Genomic DNA, 13,736 nt, shown 5'->3' with positions numbered 1-13,736 from the left:
GTAGTTAAGCCTTCCAGCGCCGATGGTACTGCACTCGTGAGGGTGTGGGAGAGTAGGACGCCGCCGAACATAACTTCACCCTCAGGGGCACTCGACTCGTCGAGTGCCCCTGAGGGCTTTGTGGCGTTCGCACCTTCTCAGGAGTGCCGCCGAGCCGGCCACGGACTACTTTCTTGCCATGCACCGCGACCACGACCCACGCACGCTCCGCCGGTCCGGCGGCAGCGGAGGCGGCACGGCCGACCTGGCCACCAGCCCGTACCGCGTCGACCGCGACCGCGTGGCCAGCTCCCCGTTCTTCGCCCGCCTCGGCGGCGTCACGCAGGTCGTCAGCTCGACCGGGTCCGGTCTCCTGGTGCACAACCGCCTCACCCACAGCCTGAAAGTCGCCCAAGCCGCCCGCGCCATCGCCGAACGCCTCAACGCGCGCCCCGACCTCGTCGGTGTCATCGACAAGCTCGGCGGCTGCGCCCCGGACGTGGTCGAGGCCGCCGCGCTCGCGCACGACCTCGGTCACCCGCCGTTCGGCCACCTCGGCGAACAGGTCCTCGACCGCCTGGCGCGCCACCGGTTCGGCCTGTCCGACGGGTTCGAGGGCAACGCCCAGTCCTTCCGGATCGTCACCACGACCGACGTCCGCGGCCCGAAAGCCCTGGGCCTCGACCTGACGGTCGCCGTGCGCGCGGCCATGCTCAAGTACCCGTGGACCCGCCTGTCCTACCCGACCCCGCACCCCCGCGACCTCCCGGCGCCACCGCGCGGCGCGGCCGAGCCACCCGACGCACCGGGCACGGGCGCGGTGAAGTTCTCGGCCTACGTGACCGAACTCGACGACCTCGCCCAGGCCCGCGAGTTCTACACCGGACGCCTGGAGCCGTGGCAGCAGACCGTGGAGGCGTCCGTGATGGACACCGCCGACGACATCGCCTACGCGATCCACGACCTGGAGGACTTCCACCGCGTCGGCGTCCTCCAGCACGCGACCGTCTCCGCCGAACTCAACACGTGGCTGAACCAGGCGCTCGACCTCGCCGAGCTCAGCGCCGCCGACCTCGCCGCCCAGCAGCGCCGCCCCGGCCGTTCCCTGGAAACCCTGCGCCGCCGCCTGCACGCCAAGGACTCCTGGGCCGTGGACGACGACGCGTTCGCCCACGCCGTGGCCAAGGTCCGGTCCGAATTGGTCGACGGCCTGCTCGCCGTCCCGTTCGACGGGTCGGTGGAAGCGGAACAAGCCGTCGCCGGGTTCTCCACGCGCTGGACCCGCCGCCTGGTCGACTCCGTCGGCGTCATCGAGGAACCGACGACCCGGTCCGGTCACGTCGTGCTCGCCACCCCGCAGTGGCACGAGGTGCAGGTGCTGAAGTTCGTGCACCGCCGGTTCGTCCTGCTGCGCCCCGACCTCGCGCTGCACCAGCGCGGCCAGGCCCGTCTCCTCACCGCGCTCGTCGAGGCGCTGGAGCAGTGGGCGACCGACCGGCACGAAGCGGACCGGCTCCCGCGCCGCCTGCACGACCTGATCGAGCTCGCCACCACCGAGTACACCGCCCTGGCCCGCTCCGAACCGCACACCCTGGTGGGCGCGACCGGAGACGGACCGTCCGGACCGGACGCCGTTCGGGCGCTCGCGCGCGGCCGGGCGGTCGTGGACTTCGTGGCCTCGCTCACCGACAACCAGGCCGCGGCGCTGCTGGACGCGGTGTCCGGACGGACCGGTCAGCTGTGGACGGACGCGTTCGTACTGTGAACTGTGATTGATCTTTCCGTCTGAGAAGTAGGCCAAACGGTGGCAGACGGTAAGTATCCATGCGCAATACGTTGACCCCTCCGATCGGGGACACCCGGTCGCCGGCTGCGTGCGTCGGGGGCACGCCCGAACCTGGGGGAGACGCCTGTGCGCTCACCGAATCGCAGACACCGAAGAAACTCCCTGGTCGCGGCGGGTGCCGCGGTCCTGCTGGCCCTGGTTTCCGCGACCCCGGCGTCGGCGGACCCGACCCCGGCGTCCAAGGGCGTCGAGCAGAAAACCGCGTCGCAGATCGCCGCGCTCCAGGCGATCAAGAAGTCCGCCACCGGCGCCGAGTCCAAACTGGACAGCGGCTTGCTGGTGGAGAAGCGCCGCCGCGCCTCACCCGGTCAGATCAGCAAGGTCCCGCACGTCAACACCGGCGTGAAGGTCGAGCCCGGCAACACCGTGCTGGTCGACATCCGCGCCCACGAGGTCACCGACGACCTGGTCGCCGCCGTCCGCGCGACGGGCGCCGCGATCCGCTCCACCTCCACCGCGGGCAAGACGGTCCGCGCGCAGGTCCCGCTCTCCGCGTTGAGCGGCCTGGCCGAGCGCGCCGACGTCCGCCGCGTCGAAGCCGCCGTCGAGTGGAAGTCCTTCCACAAGCAGGACCCGAAGGACACCAAGGTCCCGTCCAAGGAGGACAAGGCGAAGGAGGTCGAGCAGCGCACGCTGTCCGCGCTGTCCGGCCAGGTCCTCGCGCCCAAGGTCGGCGAGGGTGACCGGGCGCACGCCGCCGACACCGCCCGCGAGACCCACCACGTCACCGGCACCGGCGTGAAGCTGTGCGCGATCTCCGACGGCGTGGACGGCCTGCTGGCCTCGCAGACCGCCGGCGAACTGCCCGCCGTGGACATCCTGCCCGGTGCGGGTGGCTCGGGCAGCGAGGGCACTGCGATGCTGGAGATCCTCCACGACATCGCGCCCAACGCCGAACTCGGCTTCGCCACGGCCATCTACGGCGACGCGAACTTCGCCGACAACATCCGCGGCCTGCGTTTCCAGCTGGGCTGCGACGTGATCGTCGACGACATCCTGTACTTCAACGAATCCCCGTTCCAGGACGGCGTGATCGCCCGCGCCGTGGACGAGGTCGTGGCCGCCGGCGCGGTGTACTTCTCCTCCGCGGGCAACGAGGGCAACGTCGTCGACGGCACCTCCGGCCACTGGGAGGGCCAGTTCGTCGACTCGGGCGTGGGCATCGGCAAGTTCGCCGGCACCGCGCACGACTTCAACCCCGACCCGAACGCCAAGCAGGTGTTCAACCCGCTGTCCGACCAGTCCGGCGACGTGCCGGTGACCCTGTTCTGGTCCGACCCGCTGGCCTCGTCGTTCAACGACTACGACCTGTACCTGGCCAACGCGCAGGGCAACGTGGTGGCGTTCAGCCAGAACAACCAGGACGGCGTCCAGGACCCGTACGAGCGGCTGAACACCCCGGCGGGCGGCACCGGCCTGCGGCTGGCCGTGGTGAAGTTCCGCGGCGAGGACGAGTACCTGTCGCTGTCCGCGCTAGGCGGCCGGTTCAAGGACTCCTCGGACGGCCTGAAGAAGTTCGCCACCCCGGGCGTGACCCGCGGGCACTCGGCGGCGAAGGGCGCGATCAGCGTCGCCGCCGCACCGGCGAACAACCCGCTGCCGTTCGACCTGGAGCCCGGTGACCCGGCCAACCCGCGCGGCCCGTACCCGAACGCCTACGACAGCACGCAGAAGCCCGAGCGGTTCACCTCCGACGGTCCGCGCAAGGTGTTCTTCGCGCCCGACGGCACGCCCCGCGAGGAGGTGCGCCAGAAGCCGGACCTGACCGCCGCGGACGGCGTCACCACCTCGGTGACCCGCTTCAACCCGTTCTTCGGCACGTCGGCGTCCGCGCCGAACGCGGCGGCGATCGCGGGCCTGATCCTGTCCGGCAACCCAGGCCTCACCCCGGCCGAGGTGCGCGAGGCCCTGACCGCGACCGCCCTGGACATCGCCGAGGCGGGCGTGGACAACCGGACCGGCGCGGGCGTCGTGCGCGCCGACCTGGTCCTGGCCTACACGGGCGCGTCGCCGCAGCCGCTGGCCAAGGCGCAGAAGCCGTCCGTGGTCAACGACAGCGACGGCAGCCTCTACCTCAAGCCGGGCACCACCGCGACGGTCACCCTGCCGGTGACCAACGTCGGCGACGGCACGGCCGCGTCCACCAGCCTCGTGCTGACCACGCCGACCGCCGGGGTGACCATCGCGCCGCGGTCGAAGTACTACGGCAACGTCGATCCCGGCCAGACGGTGACCAACACGTTCAAGGTGACCGTCCCGGCGACCGCCCAGCTTGGTGTGCCTGTTCGGTTGGACGCTCGCGTATCTTTCGCCGGTTCTACTTCGCCAACGTCCAGCACGTTCAACGTGCCCGTCGGCGAACCCTCGCGGGAGGCCAAGCACTTCGCCTACACCGGCCCGGCCGTGGCCATCCCGGACAACGACGCGACCGGCGCGTCCGTGCAGATCCCGGTCACCGGGGTCGGGCTCGGGGCGAAGCTGACCTTCTCGGTGGACGGCGCGACCTGCTCCTCCGCCGACGGGGCCACGACGGTGGGCATCGACCACACCTTCACCGGTGACCTGGTCGGCACGCTGACCTCGCCGTCCGGCGCGACCGCCACGGTGTTCTCGCGCAGCGGCGGCACCGGCGCGAACCTGTGCCAGGTCGTGTTCGACGACTCCGCCGAGCGGGCCTACTCGACGGTGACCGCGAGCCTGGCGCCGTTCACCGGCACCTGGCGGCCCAACAGTCCGCTGTCGGCGCTGCTGGCCGAGCCGGTCGACGGCACGTGGACGTTCAAGGTGGTGGACCAGGTGGGCACCGACCGCGGCTCCATCCGCGCGGTGTCGCTGCACATCAACGGTTACGTCTGATCGACCGCGGTAACGACTGGTTGAAGGATCGGCCCCGGTGCCACGGGGCCGATCCGCCGGCCGGAGCAACCCGCTGGTACGACGAAGGCCCCCGGAGCGCTCTCCGGGGGCCTTCGCGACTTCGGGTCCGCAACGCGTTCTTTACTTCGGCCACTCCCAGCGGATGCCGAACACGCCGGGGCCGAAGCCCAGCGCGACCGCGTGCACGCCGCCCGCCGCGTCCAGCGCGAGGTTGCGCCGCCGCGACGGGGTGTCGTCGCCGGCCGGGACGCTGAACTGCTGGCAGCGCGCGGGCAGGTACGACTGGTCGAAGCGCACCTCGATCACGTACTCGCGCACGGGGAGCCGGAACTTGCGGGCGAACGTGTTGTTGCCCGCCGGGTAGTGACCCTCGGCGAACAGCAGTTCGTACTCCATGATGATCGTCTCGCCCCTGCTCAGGGGGCGGTCGAACATCAGCTCGGCGACCATGATGTTGGCGTCGGTGTCCTCGGCGTAGCGGCCCAGGTGGCAGTTGCGCAGGTTGACCACGTCGGGCAGGACGTCGGACTCCTCGGTCTCGAACACCAGCGCCCAGCGGTCCGGGCCGTCCTGCTCGGCGCGCAGGATCTGCCGCACCCACACCGAGCGCTGACCGCCGTCGGCGGCGATCTCGATGCGGTCGTGCTGGCTGATCCGGCCCAGCTTGACGTCGGAGGACGTGTCGACCTTCTGGAGCAGGTTGGCGACTCGCTCGCGACGCGCCCACAGCGCGTCGATCGGCATCATCGTGGTCGGACGGGACCGCCTGCCGCGCGGGCGCGGCGGCCCGAGCAGCGCCGACAGGCCGGCCTGCGGCACGCCCAGCACGGTCTCCAGGTGGCGCAGCGCCTCCAGCGACTCCGGTCGCTCGGGTCGGCGGCGGCCCGACTGCCAGTAGCTCAGCGTGGCGACGCTGATGGTGACCCCGCGCAGGGCGAGCCTGTGCTGGATGCGGTCGAGACTCAGCCTGCTGGCCTTGATGGCGGCTCTCAGCGCCTCGGGGAAGGGCCCCGTGGTCAGGAGCTGCGCAAGACTGCCGTGGCCCGTCGAGTCGAGGTCGTCGACGGACAGGTTGGGTCGACCGGCAGCGTTGGTCATTGTGACTCCCCGCTGTCATTAGATCACGCCCCAGTGACCCTACCCGCCAACGCAGTGCGGTGGTGCCTACCAGGTGGAGTCAATGGTTGGTCCATACGGGTCACGAGTTCACTGGGGTGGCACTCGATCTGTCAAGTGGTGATTGCCTGTGCTCTGGAATCTGTAAACCCGCCGGTAACATTGTGCACGAGATACCGGAGGTCGTGGTATCGGCCCCCTTCGGTATCGGTTCGGCGGATGGTGGTGGCCGCGCTGTGTGACGCGGTCACCACGGCCCGTTTGGCGTAACCCGATCGGTTGGCCCTACTGTGTGCCCGGTGACCGACCTGGTGCCCGCGCCGGGCGACCCGCTGAGCGAGGTCGCCGCGGCCGTCCTCGGCGCCGGTGAGCACCAGGTGGTCGACCTCCTCGACGTCGTGCGCGAACCCGCCCCGGTCGGGGTGGACGTGGTGCGGGCGAGCGACGACCTGCTCCCGCGACTGGCCCACGAGAACGCCCTGTCCCGCGCGTTGGCGCTGGCCCGGCGCGCGTTGCGGCCCGGGGGACTGCTGGTCGCGGCGGTGCCCGAGCTGGACCGGCTGGGCAGGCTGCGGCCCACCGCGCCGCCGCCGCGGGTGTCCGGTCGCGGACCCGGGCGGCAGGTCACCGTGCAGCTGTGGGACTGGGCGGCGGACGGGGAGTCCTACGCGCTGGAGGTCGTGCGGCTGGTGCGGGGGGAGACGACCTGGGAGGTCGTCAACGCCGTCGCCACCGAGCACCGGGTGCTGACCGCCGAGCAGATCTCCGACGAGCTGGCCGGCGCCGGGTTCGGCGCGGTGCAGCGGCTCTCGCCCGCCGAGTGCGGCCACCCCCTGCCGGTGTGGGTGGCCGTGGCGCCGGCATGACCAAGGTCCGCCCGGTCTCCGGCGGCGGGCGGGCGGTGGAGGTGGAGCCCGAACGCCTGACCGGGTGGTTCTCGCGCTTCGCCGCACGGCACGGCGGGGTGGCCCGGACGTCGGTCGACGCCTCGTCGTTCGTGGTCACGGCGGTGGACGGGGCTTCGGCTGCCGTCTCGGCGGCCTTCGGGGAATTCACCCCTGGGGGTGACTTCGAAGGTCTGGTGCTGGAGCCGTTGTTGTCGTTGGCGCTGGCGAGTCGGCGGATCGGGCTGGTGCTGGTGCGGCTGGGCGGGCACAGCGTCGGGGTGGCTTTGGACGGTGTGGTGCTCGTCTCGACCACCGACAGTCGCCAGGTGCACGGGCGCAACAAGGCTGGTGGCTGGTCGCAGCAGCGGTTCGCGCGGCGGCGGGAAGGGCAGGCGCGGGTGGCGTTGCAGGCGGCGGCGGACGACGTGGCCCGCGTGCTGCTGCCCGTGGTGGGGTCGTTGGACGCCGTGGTGCTGGGCGGCGACCGGCAGGCGCTGGACGTGCTGCGCGCGGACCGCCGCCTGGCCCCGGTGTTCGCCCTGGCCTCGCCCCGCGTGCTGGACGTGCCGGAACCGAGGCGGTCGGTGCTCGACGAGGCCGCCCGCCGGGCGAGGGCCGTCGACATCGTGGTCCGCGACTGACCCTGCTGGTCAGAAGGTCTTGGCCTGGTCGGAACGCCTTGGCCTGTCAGAAGGTCTTGGCGGCCTCCCGTGCGGCGGCCATCGCGGTCTGGCGCGAGTCCTCGACGTCCCCCAGCACCGTCGGGTGGTGGCGGATCGCGGTGACGTCCGTGATCCCCGCCCAGCGCAGCCAGTCGTCGAAGAAGGTGGACTGGAAGTCCGTGCCGAAGGCCGGGGGGAGGCCGGGCGCCCACACCGCGCTGGTGTAGACGACGGCGGCCTTCTTGCCCTTGAGCAGCGGCAGGTAGCCGGTCTCGACGTCGAAGCCCCACAGCAGGCCCGGCTGGGAGACGACGTCGATGAACTGCTTGAGGACGTAGGGCACGCCGGCGTTCCACATCGGGACGCTGAACAGCAGTCGGTCGGCGGCGTCGAACCGGTGGAAGGCGGCGACCACGGCCTCCCACGCCCGCTCGGCCTCGCCGGTGGGGGTGCCGCCCCGGATGAGCGTCATCTTGGCGTCGGCCTCGGTGGGGCCGAAGGCGGGGAGCGTGCCGTCCCACAGGTCCCAGTGCTCGACCTCGTCGCCGGGGTGGGACTCGCGATAGGTGTCCACGAACGTCGTGGCGATGGCGAGGGACTCCGACTCGCCGGCCCGCGGTGAGGCCGAGATGTGCAGCAGCGTGCTCATGGTGCTCCTTGCTCCGGTTTATTCGGACCGTGGTCCGGTTGCCTGCGACGGTACCGGACCGTGGTCCGCTTCGCCAGTGCGGAAAATGATCCAAAACTCGTGACAACCCCCAGCCACCCCGACCGCATGGATAGGGATGAGGGGCCCCGACGAGGAGGTGGTCCACGAGCGAAGGAGCAGGTCATGCGCACTCGACTGGTTCTGGCGGCCGGTGCCGTCGTCGTCGGCGGTCTCGCCATCGCGGTGCCCGCACTGGCGGGGACGTCCGGCGAACCGATCTCCACCACGCCCGCACCCACGCCCCCGGCCGCGACCCCGTTGCCGACCCCCGCACCCACGCCGCCGCCCGCCGTCACCCCGGCGCCGACCCCCGAGCCCACCCCGCCCGCCGTGACCCCACCCGCGGTGACGCCGGCACCGACTCCCGCGCCGACTCCTGCGCCGCCCGCCGTGACACCGCTGCCGTCCACGGCCACGCAGCCGCCGACCACACCGGCGCCCGCGGTCACACCGCTGCCCTCGCCCGCCCCCGCGCCCCCGACCGCGACGCCCGCCCCGACCCCGAGGCGATGACGGCGTGAGTTGGGACGCGGAGTTCACCGAACACTTCGACCGGTGCGCCGACTCGATGCGCTTCACCGCGTACTTGTTGTGCGGCAACCACCACGAGGCCGAAGACGTCGTGCAGGCCGCGTTCCTCAAGCTGTACCTGGCCGGGCCGAAGCTGGTCCGGCGGGAGGGTCTGGAGCCCTACCTGCGGAGGATCGTCGTGCGCACCTTCATCGCCGAGCGACGGCGGGTGCGGTGGCGGCGGGAGCTGTTGCGCGACGAGCTGCCCGAGCAGGCCGAGGCAGCGGTGTTGAGCGAGGACAAGCTGGTGGTGTGGGACGCGCTGCGATCGGTGCCGGCGAAGCAGCGCGCGGTCCTGGTGCTCAGGTTCTGGCACGACCTGGGCGTGGAGGAGACGGCGGCGGCTCTGCGGTGCTCGGTCGGCACCGTCAAGAGCAACACCAACCGCGGGCTCAAGGCGTTGCGGCGCCGGTTGGGGCCCGCGTTCGGAGAACTGTGGCAGGAGGTGTCACGCGGTGCTTGAGGACCGTTTGAAGGAGCTGTTCGACGAGCTGAACATCAAGCCGACGCCGAGGCCGAGCTCGGTCAACGCGGTGGACATCGTGTGGCACGGCCAGCGCATCCGCCACCGCCGTCGCCGGGTGGCGGTGGTAGGCACCGCCCTGACCACCACCGCCCTGGTCGTGGCGGCAGGCTTCGCCCTGACCAGGACACCCGCCGACCCTTCCCCGGCCACGACCCCCCTCCACACCTCGGTGCCGTCCACATCGACCCCGACCCGCCCGCCCACCTCGCCGACACCGACCTCCCCGACACCGACCGCGCCGACGCAGGCCCAGATCCCGACCACACCCGCCCCACCCGCCGCCACACCACTACCCACTCCGAACATCGCGCCGGTCCCCACCGCGCCCTGACGCTGGCGCGTCCCGCCGACCCCGGCGCGCCCTGACTCCGCCGCGCCCTGACTCCGCCGCGCCCTGACCCGCCGCGCCCCCAGGCACGGTCAGGCCAGGGCACCCGTCGCCAGGAGGCCGCCGTCCACCCGGACGGTCTCCCCGGTGATCCACGCCGCCGCGTCCGACGCCAGGAACGCCACCAACCGAGCCACGTCCTCCGGCGACCCGAGCCGCTTCATCGGGTAGGCGCGCGCGGCCTCGTCCTCGCGGCCGGTGTACAGGGCCTCTGCGAAACGCGTCTTCACCACGGCGGGCGCGACGGCGTTCACCCGCACCTTCGGTCCCAGCTGCCACGCCAGCTCCTCGGTCAGCCGGATCAGCGCCGCCTTGCTCGCCCCGTACGCCCCGATCACCCCGGTCGACCGCAACCCGCCCACCGACGCCACGTTCACCACCGCGCCGCCGTGCTCCTGGAGCCACGCCTTCCACGCCAGCTGCACGAACCCGAGCGCGGCCACCACGTTGACCTCGAAGATCTTCTGCACCGCGCCCAGGTCGGCCTCCATCAGCGAGCCGAACACCGGGTTGATGCCGGTGTTGTTCACCAGCACGTCCAGGCTGCCGAAGTGTTCGACCGTCCGGGTGACGGCCTCCTCGCGGTCCTCGGCCTTGCCCGCGTTGCCCGGGATCGCGAGCACCCGCGACTCGGGCACACCCGCCTCCGCGGCCAACGACCGCGCCGCCGCCGCGATGGTGTCCGGCTTGCGGGCCGTGATGGTGACCGACGCCCCTCGGCGCAGCAGTTCCAGCGCCACGCCGTACCCGATGCCCCGGCTCGCGCCGGTGACCAGTGCCGTCCTGCCCGCGAAGTCCGCGCCCTCGATGCTCGTCATGCGCGAAATGTATGCCGGTGGACACACGCGGCTAATTCGGTGGCGGACGACCCGTAGACTGGTGGGGTGGTCGTCTTGATCGAGTAGGTCCGGTGCGCGCTCCAGCGCGCGGCGCCGTCGACCCCGCACGACCACAATCGCAACGGAGTTCCGCCTTGATCACCGCAACCGACCTCGAGTTGCGCGCAGGTTCGCGCATCCTGCTGTCCGACGCCACCCTGCGGGTCCAGCCCGGCGACCGCATCGGCCTGGTCGGCCGCAACGGCGCGGGCAAGACCACGTCGCTGCGCGTCCTGGCGGGCGAGGGCCAGCCCTACGCGGGCGACGTCCGGCGCACCGGCGACCTCGGCTACCTGCCGCAGGACCCGCGCGAAGGCGACCTGTCGGTCATCGCCAAGGACCGCGTGCTGTCCGCGCGCGGCCTGGACCAGCTGCTGCGCGACATGGAGAAGATGCAGTCGGTCATGGCCGAGCTGGTGGACGACGACGAGCTCCAGGCCGCGGTGCGCAAGTACGGGAAGTTGGAGGAGCGGTTCGCCGCGCTGGGCGGGTACGCCGCCGAGAGCGAGGCCGCGCGCATCTGCTCGAACCTGGGCCTGGCCGACCGCGTCCTGGCGCAGCCGCTGCGCACCCTGTCCGGCGGTCAGCGCCGCCGGGTCGAGCTGGCGCGCATCCTGTTCGCCGCGTCCGAGGCGGGCGTGGGCGCGAAGTCCAGCACGATCCTGCTGATCGACGAGCCGACCAACCACCTCGACGCCGACTCGATCGCGTGGCTGCGCGGGTTCCTCAAGAACCACGACGGCGGCCTGGTCGTGATCAGCCACGACGTCGAGCTGCTCGACGACGTGGTCAACAAGGTGTGGTTCCTCGACGCCACGCGCGGCGAGATCGACATCTACAACATGGGCTGGAAGAAGTACCTCGAAGCCCGCTCCGCCGACGAGAAGCGCCGCCGCCGCGAGCGCGCCAACGCCGAGAAGAAGGCCGGCGCGCTGATGGCGCAGGCCGACAAGATGCGGGCGAAGGCGACCAAGGCGGTGGCCGCGCAGAACATGGCCCGCCGCGCCGAGAAGCTGCTGTCCGGCCTGGAGGAGACCCGCCAGGCGGACAAGGTCGCGAAGATCCGCTTCCCGCAGCCCGCCGCGTGCGGCCGGACACCGCTCACCGCCGAGGGCCTGAGCAAGTCCTACGGGTCGCTGGAGGTGTTCACCGGCGTCGACCTGGCCATCGACCGCGGCTCGCGCGTGGTGATCCTGGGCCTCAACGGCGCCGGCAAGACCACCCTGTTGCGCCTGATCGGCAGCATGGAGAAGCCCGACACCGGCGAGGTCATCCCGGGCCACGGCCTCAAGCTGGGCTACTTCGCCCAGGAGCACGAGACCCTCGACCACCAGGCCTCGGTCTGGGAGAACATCCGCCACGCCGCCCCGGACGTGCCCGAACAGCAGCTGCGCTCGCTGCTGGGCACGTTCCTGTTCAGCGGCGAGCAGCTCGACCAGCCCGCGGGCACCCTGTCCGGCGGCGAGAAGACCCGGCTCGCGCTCGCGGGACTGGTGTCCAGCGCGGCGAACGTGCTGCTGCTCGACGAGCCGACGAACAACCTCGACCCGGCCAGCCGCGAGCAGGTGCTCGACGCGCTGCGCCGCTACGAGGGCGCGGTCGTGTTGGTCACGCACGACCCCGGCGCGGTGGAGGCCCTTGAGCCCGAGCGGGTGATCCTGCTGCCCGACGGGACCGAGGACCACTGGTCCCAGGAGTACCTGGAACTCGTGCAGTTGGCCTGAGCAACAGGTTTCAGTCGCATCACGGTAGATCCACTCTCCGTGTTCGCCCCTCACCCGAACGACCGCTCGCCGATCTTTTCGCATGATCGCCTGGCGTTCTTGGTCGCCGTGTTCGATCATTGCGACGACAGGGGCTTTCACGGCCCGACCTGCTGTCTACGGAAGGCGGGACAAGGTGGCTGACCTGAAGAAGGGCGCCCGGATCACCGGCGCCACGCGGGACAAGCTGGCCGCTGACCTGAAGAAGAAGTACGAAAAGGGCGCGAGCATCCGGGCGTTGGCCGAGTCCACCGGACGCTCCTACGGCTTCGTGCACCGGGTGCTGAGCGAGTCCGGTGTGCAGCTGCGCGGTCGCGGTGGCGCCACCCGCACGAAGAAGAAGTAAGCTACCCTCCGGTAACAACGGGCGTCGAGGAGAGACGGCGCCGGCCTGAACCCGGAGGTAACGCGCATGTCGGCACCGACCACCATCGACGCCGGCCTGCTGGAACGCGGAGGCGTGCGGCTCGTCGTCGACGGACCGCGCGCGACGATCACGCTCGACCGTCCCGATGTGCTCAACGCACAGACGCCCTCCACCTGGACGGCGTTGCGGACGATCGGCGCGCAGCTGGACCCGGACGTCCGCGTCGTGGTCGTCCGGGGCTCCGGTCGTGCCTTCTCCGCCGGTCTGGACCGGCGGATGTTCACCGGTGCCCAGGTGGAGGGCGAGCCGGGTCTCGTGGAGATCACCCTTCGCGGACCCGAAGGCGGCGCGGCGCTGATCGCGGAGTTCCAGGAAGGCTTCCGCTGGCTGCGCGACCCCTCCCGGGTGACGATCGCCGCCGTCCACGGGCACGCCATCGGCGCGGGCTTCCAACTCGCGCTGGCGTGCGACTTCCGCGTGGCCGCCGACGACGTCCAGTTCTGCATGGCCGAGACGTCCCTGGGCCTGGTCCCCGACCTGGGCGGCACCCTGCCGCTGGTGAGGCTGGTCGGGTACTCCAGGGCGGCCGAAATCTGCCTGACCGGTCGCCGAGTGGGCGGCGAAGAGGCCCTGCGCTTGGGCCTAGCCAACACCGTCGTCCCCGGCGACCGCCTGGACGCGGCCGTAGACGACCTGGTCACCCAACTCCTACGCCCCCTGCCAGGCGCCGTCCAAGAAACCCTGGCCCTCCTCTCCCACGCCGCAGACAACGCCACAGAACAATCCCAACTCCACGCAGAACGCACCTCCCAACTCCGCCGCCTGACGGAACTAGCCGCCCTAGCCACCGGCACCCCCACCCCCTAACTCCCCACCCCCCGCAACGATCACCCGATCGAGCGACATACAGAATCCGCGACCAACCCCCACCTCAAGCGTCCCGTAGATGAGGAGGAACGCGGGGGAAACCGGCACCCACCAGACCACCCCCTCCCCGCCCGCCACATGCCGCATGCCGGCTGCCCCGCCCACAACAAGGCGACACCGACCGGCACAGGCAAGCCGCAGCGCCGCCGCACGCCCGCTGCCCGCTCGCGCTCCCGCCAGCCAGCCGCCCGCGCCGTCCGCCCGCCCGCGCCGTCCGCCCGTCCGCCCGCGCCGCCGCCCG

Annotated in this window: 13 protein-coding genes; 10 read left to right on the top strand and 3 right to left on the bottom strand. The window is 71.7% G+C overall.

Annotation, left to right across the window (positions count from 1 at the left end):
• Positions 1-178: 178 nt before the first annotated feature.
• Together WBN91_RS36135 and WBN91_RS36130 are read left to right on the top strand one after the other, a co-directional pair.
• A complete protein-coding gene (locus WBN91_RS36135; protein WP_337726504.1) occupies positions 179-1,744 on the top strand; it encodes a deoxyguanosinetriphosphate triphosphohydrolase family protein in 1,566 nt (521 codons plus the stop codon).
• A 147-nt stretch (positions 1,745-1,891) separates the two neighbouring features.
• Positions 1,892-4,681 (top strand): S8 family serine peptidase, encoded by a 2,790-nt coding sequence (locus tag WBN91_RS36130; RefSeq protein ID WP_337726503.1) that lies wholly within the window; start codon positions 1,892-1,894, stop codon positions 4,679-4,681.
• A 141-nt stretch (positions 4,682-4,822) separates the two neighbouring features.
• Here WBN91_RS36130 and WBN91_RS36125 read toward each other — a convergent pair whose 3' ends face one another.
• Positions 4,823-5,800, bottom strand: coding sequence for a helix-turn-helix transcriptional regulator (locus tag WBN91_RS36125; RefSeq protein ID WP_337726502.1), 978 nt, complete (start codon positions 5,798-5,800; stop codon positions 4,823-4,825).
• Positions 5,801-6,117: 317 nt separating this feature from the next.
• Between WBN91_RS36125 and WBN91_RS36120 the strand changes: the two genes are divergently transcribed.
• Positions 6,118-6,684 carry a hypothetical protein gene (locus tag WBN91_RS36120; RefSeq protein WP_337726501.1) on the top strand — a complete coding sequence of 189 codons (567 nt, stop codon included), beginning with the start codon at positions 6,118-6,120 and terminating at the stop codon, positions 6,682-6,684.
• Entirely contained in the window at positions 6,681-7,346 is a 666-nt protein-coding gene (locus WBN91_RS36115) for an acVLRF1 family peptidyl-tRNA hydrolase (RefSeq protein ID WP_337726500.1), read from the top strand. The genes WBN91_RS36120 and WBN91_RS36115 overlap by 4 nt, the downstream gene beginning before the upstream one ends.
• A gap of 46 nt (positions 7,347-7,392) precedes the next feature.
• Here WBN91_RS36115 and WBN91_RS36110 read toward each other — a convergent pair whose 3' ends face one another.
• On the bottom strand, positions 7,393-8,016 hold the full coding sequence (locus tag WBN91_RS36110) for an FMN-dependent NADH-azoreductase (protein ID WP_337726499.1): 624 nt from the start codon (positions 8,014-8,016) through the stop codon (positions 7,393-7,395).
• 183 nt (positions 8,017-8,199) lie between these two features.
• On the opposite strand from WBN91_RS36110, the gene WBN91_RS36105 reads away from it, so the two are divergent.
• Genes WBN91_RS36105 through WBN91_RS36095 form a run of 3 tightly spaced genes read left to right on the top strand, consistent with a single transcriptional unit; the run spans position 8,200 to position 9,503 of the window.
• Complete coding sequence (locus tag WBN91_RS36105) at positions 8,200-8,589, top strand: hypothetical protein (protein ID WP_337726498.1); 390 nt, start codon at positions 8,200-8,202, stop codon at positions 8,587-8,589.
• Between the two features lie 4 nt (positions 8,590-8,593).
• Positions 8,594-9,109 (top strand): SigE family RNA polymerase sigma factor, encoded by a 516-nt coding sequence (locus tag WBN91_RS36100; RefSeq protein ID WP_337726497.1) that lies wholly within the window; start codon positions 8,594-8,596, stop codon positions 9,107-9,109.
• Positions 9,102-9,503: a hypothetical protein gene (locus WBN91_RS36095; RefSeq protein ID WP_337726496.1), complete on the top strand. Its 402-nt coding sequence runs from the start codon at positions 9,102-9,104 to the stop codon at positions 9,501-9,503. Before WBN91_RS36100 ends, WBN91_RS36095 begins: the two co-directional genes overlap by 8 nt.
• An 89-nt stretch (positions 9,504-9,592) precedes the next feature.
• On the opposite strand, the gene WBN91_RS36090 is transcribed toward WBN91_RS36095, so the two are convergent.
• On the bottom strand, positions 9,593-10,378 hold the full coding sequence (locus tag WBN91_RS36090; protein WP_337726495.1) for an SDR family oxidoreductase: 786 nt from the start codon (positions 10,376-10,378) through the stop codon (positions 9,593-9,595).
• Positions 10,379-10,533: 155 nt separating this feature from the next.
• Between WBN91_RS36090 and WBN91_RS36085 the strand changes: the two genes are divergently transcribed.
• The 3 genes from WBN91_RS36085 to WBN91_RS36075 all read left to right on the top strand — a co-directional run bounded on the left by WBN91_RS36085 (position 10,534) and on the right by WBN91_RS36075 (position 13,435).
• Complete coding sequence (locus tag WBN91_RS36085) at positions 10,534-12,162, top strand: ABC-F family ATP-binding cassette domain-containing protein (RefSeq protein WP_337726494.1); 1,629 nt, start codon at positions 10,534-10,536, stop codon at positions 12,160-12,162.
• A gap of 175 nt (positions 12,163-12,337) precedes the next feature.
• Complete coding sequence (locus WBN91_RS36080) at positions 12,338-12,547, top strand: helix-turn-helix domain-containing protein (protein ID WP_015103570.1); 210 nt, start codon at positions 12,338-12,340, stop codon at positions 12,545-12,547.
• Between the two features lie 66 nt (positions 12,548-12,613).
• On the top strand, positions 12,614-13,435 hold the full coding sequence (locus WBN91_RS36075) for an enoyl-CoA hydratase/isomerase family protein (RefSeq protein ID WP_337726493.1): 822 nt from the start codon (positions 12,614-12,616) through the stop codon (positions 13,433-13,435).
• The last annotated feature ends 301 nt before the right edge of the window (positions 13,436-13,736 follow it).

The organism is Saccharothrix sp. CCNWYY140, assembly GCF_037401995.1.
Lineage (GTDB): Bacteria > Actinomycetota > Actinomycetes > Mycobacteriales > Pseudonocardiaceae > Actinosynnema.
Note: the sequence above shows the minus strand (reverse complement) of the source record. Positions and strands in the feature narration are given on the sequence as shown.

What these genes read in the sequence shown, in the direction of transcription:
- WBN91_RS36135 (WP_337726504.1), top strand. Translation starts at nt 179, where the DNA reads ATGCACCGCGACCACGACCCACGCACGCTCCGCCGGTCCGGCGGCAGC.
- WBN91_RS36125 (WP_337726502.1), bottom strand. Translation starts at nt 5,800, where the DNA reads ATGACCAACGCTGCCGGTCGACCCAACCTGTCCGTCGACGACCTCGAC.
- WBN91_RS36115 (WP_337726500.1), top strand. Translation starts at nt 6,681, where the DNA reads ATGACCAAGGTCCGCCCGGTCTCCGGCGGCGGGCGGGCGGTGGAGGTG.
- WBN91_RS36110 (WP_337726499.1), bottom strand. Translation starts at nt 8,016, where the DNA reads ATGAGCACGCTGCTGCACATCTCGGCCTCACCGCGGGCCGGCGAGTCG.
- WBN91_RS36105 (WP_337726498.1), top strand. Translation starts at nt 8,200, where the DNA reads ATGCGCACTCGACTGGTTCTGGCGGCCGGTGCCGTCGTCGTCGGCGGT.
- WBN91_RS36090 (WP_337726495.1), bottom strand. Translation starts at nt 10,378, where the DNA reads ATGACGAGCATCGAGGGCGCGGACTTCGCGGGCAGGACGGCACTGGTC.
- WBN91_RS36075 (WP_337726493.1), top strand. Translation starts at nt 12,614, where the DNA reads ATGTCGGCACCGACCACCATCGACGCCGGCCTGCTGGAACGCGGAGGC.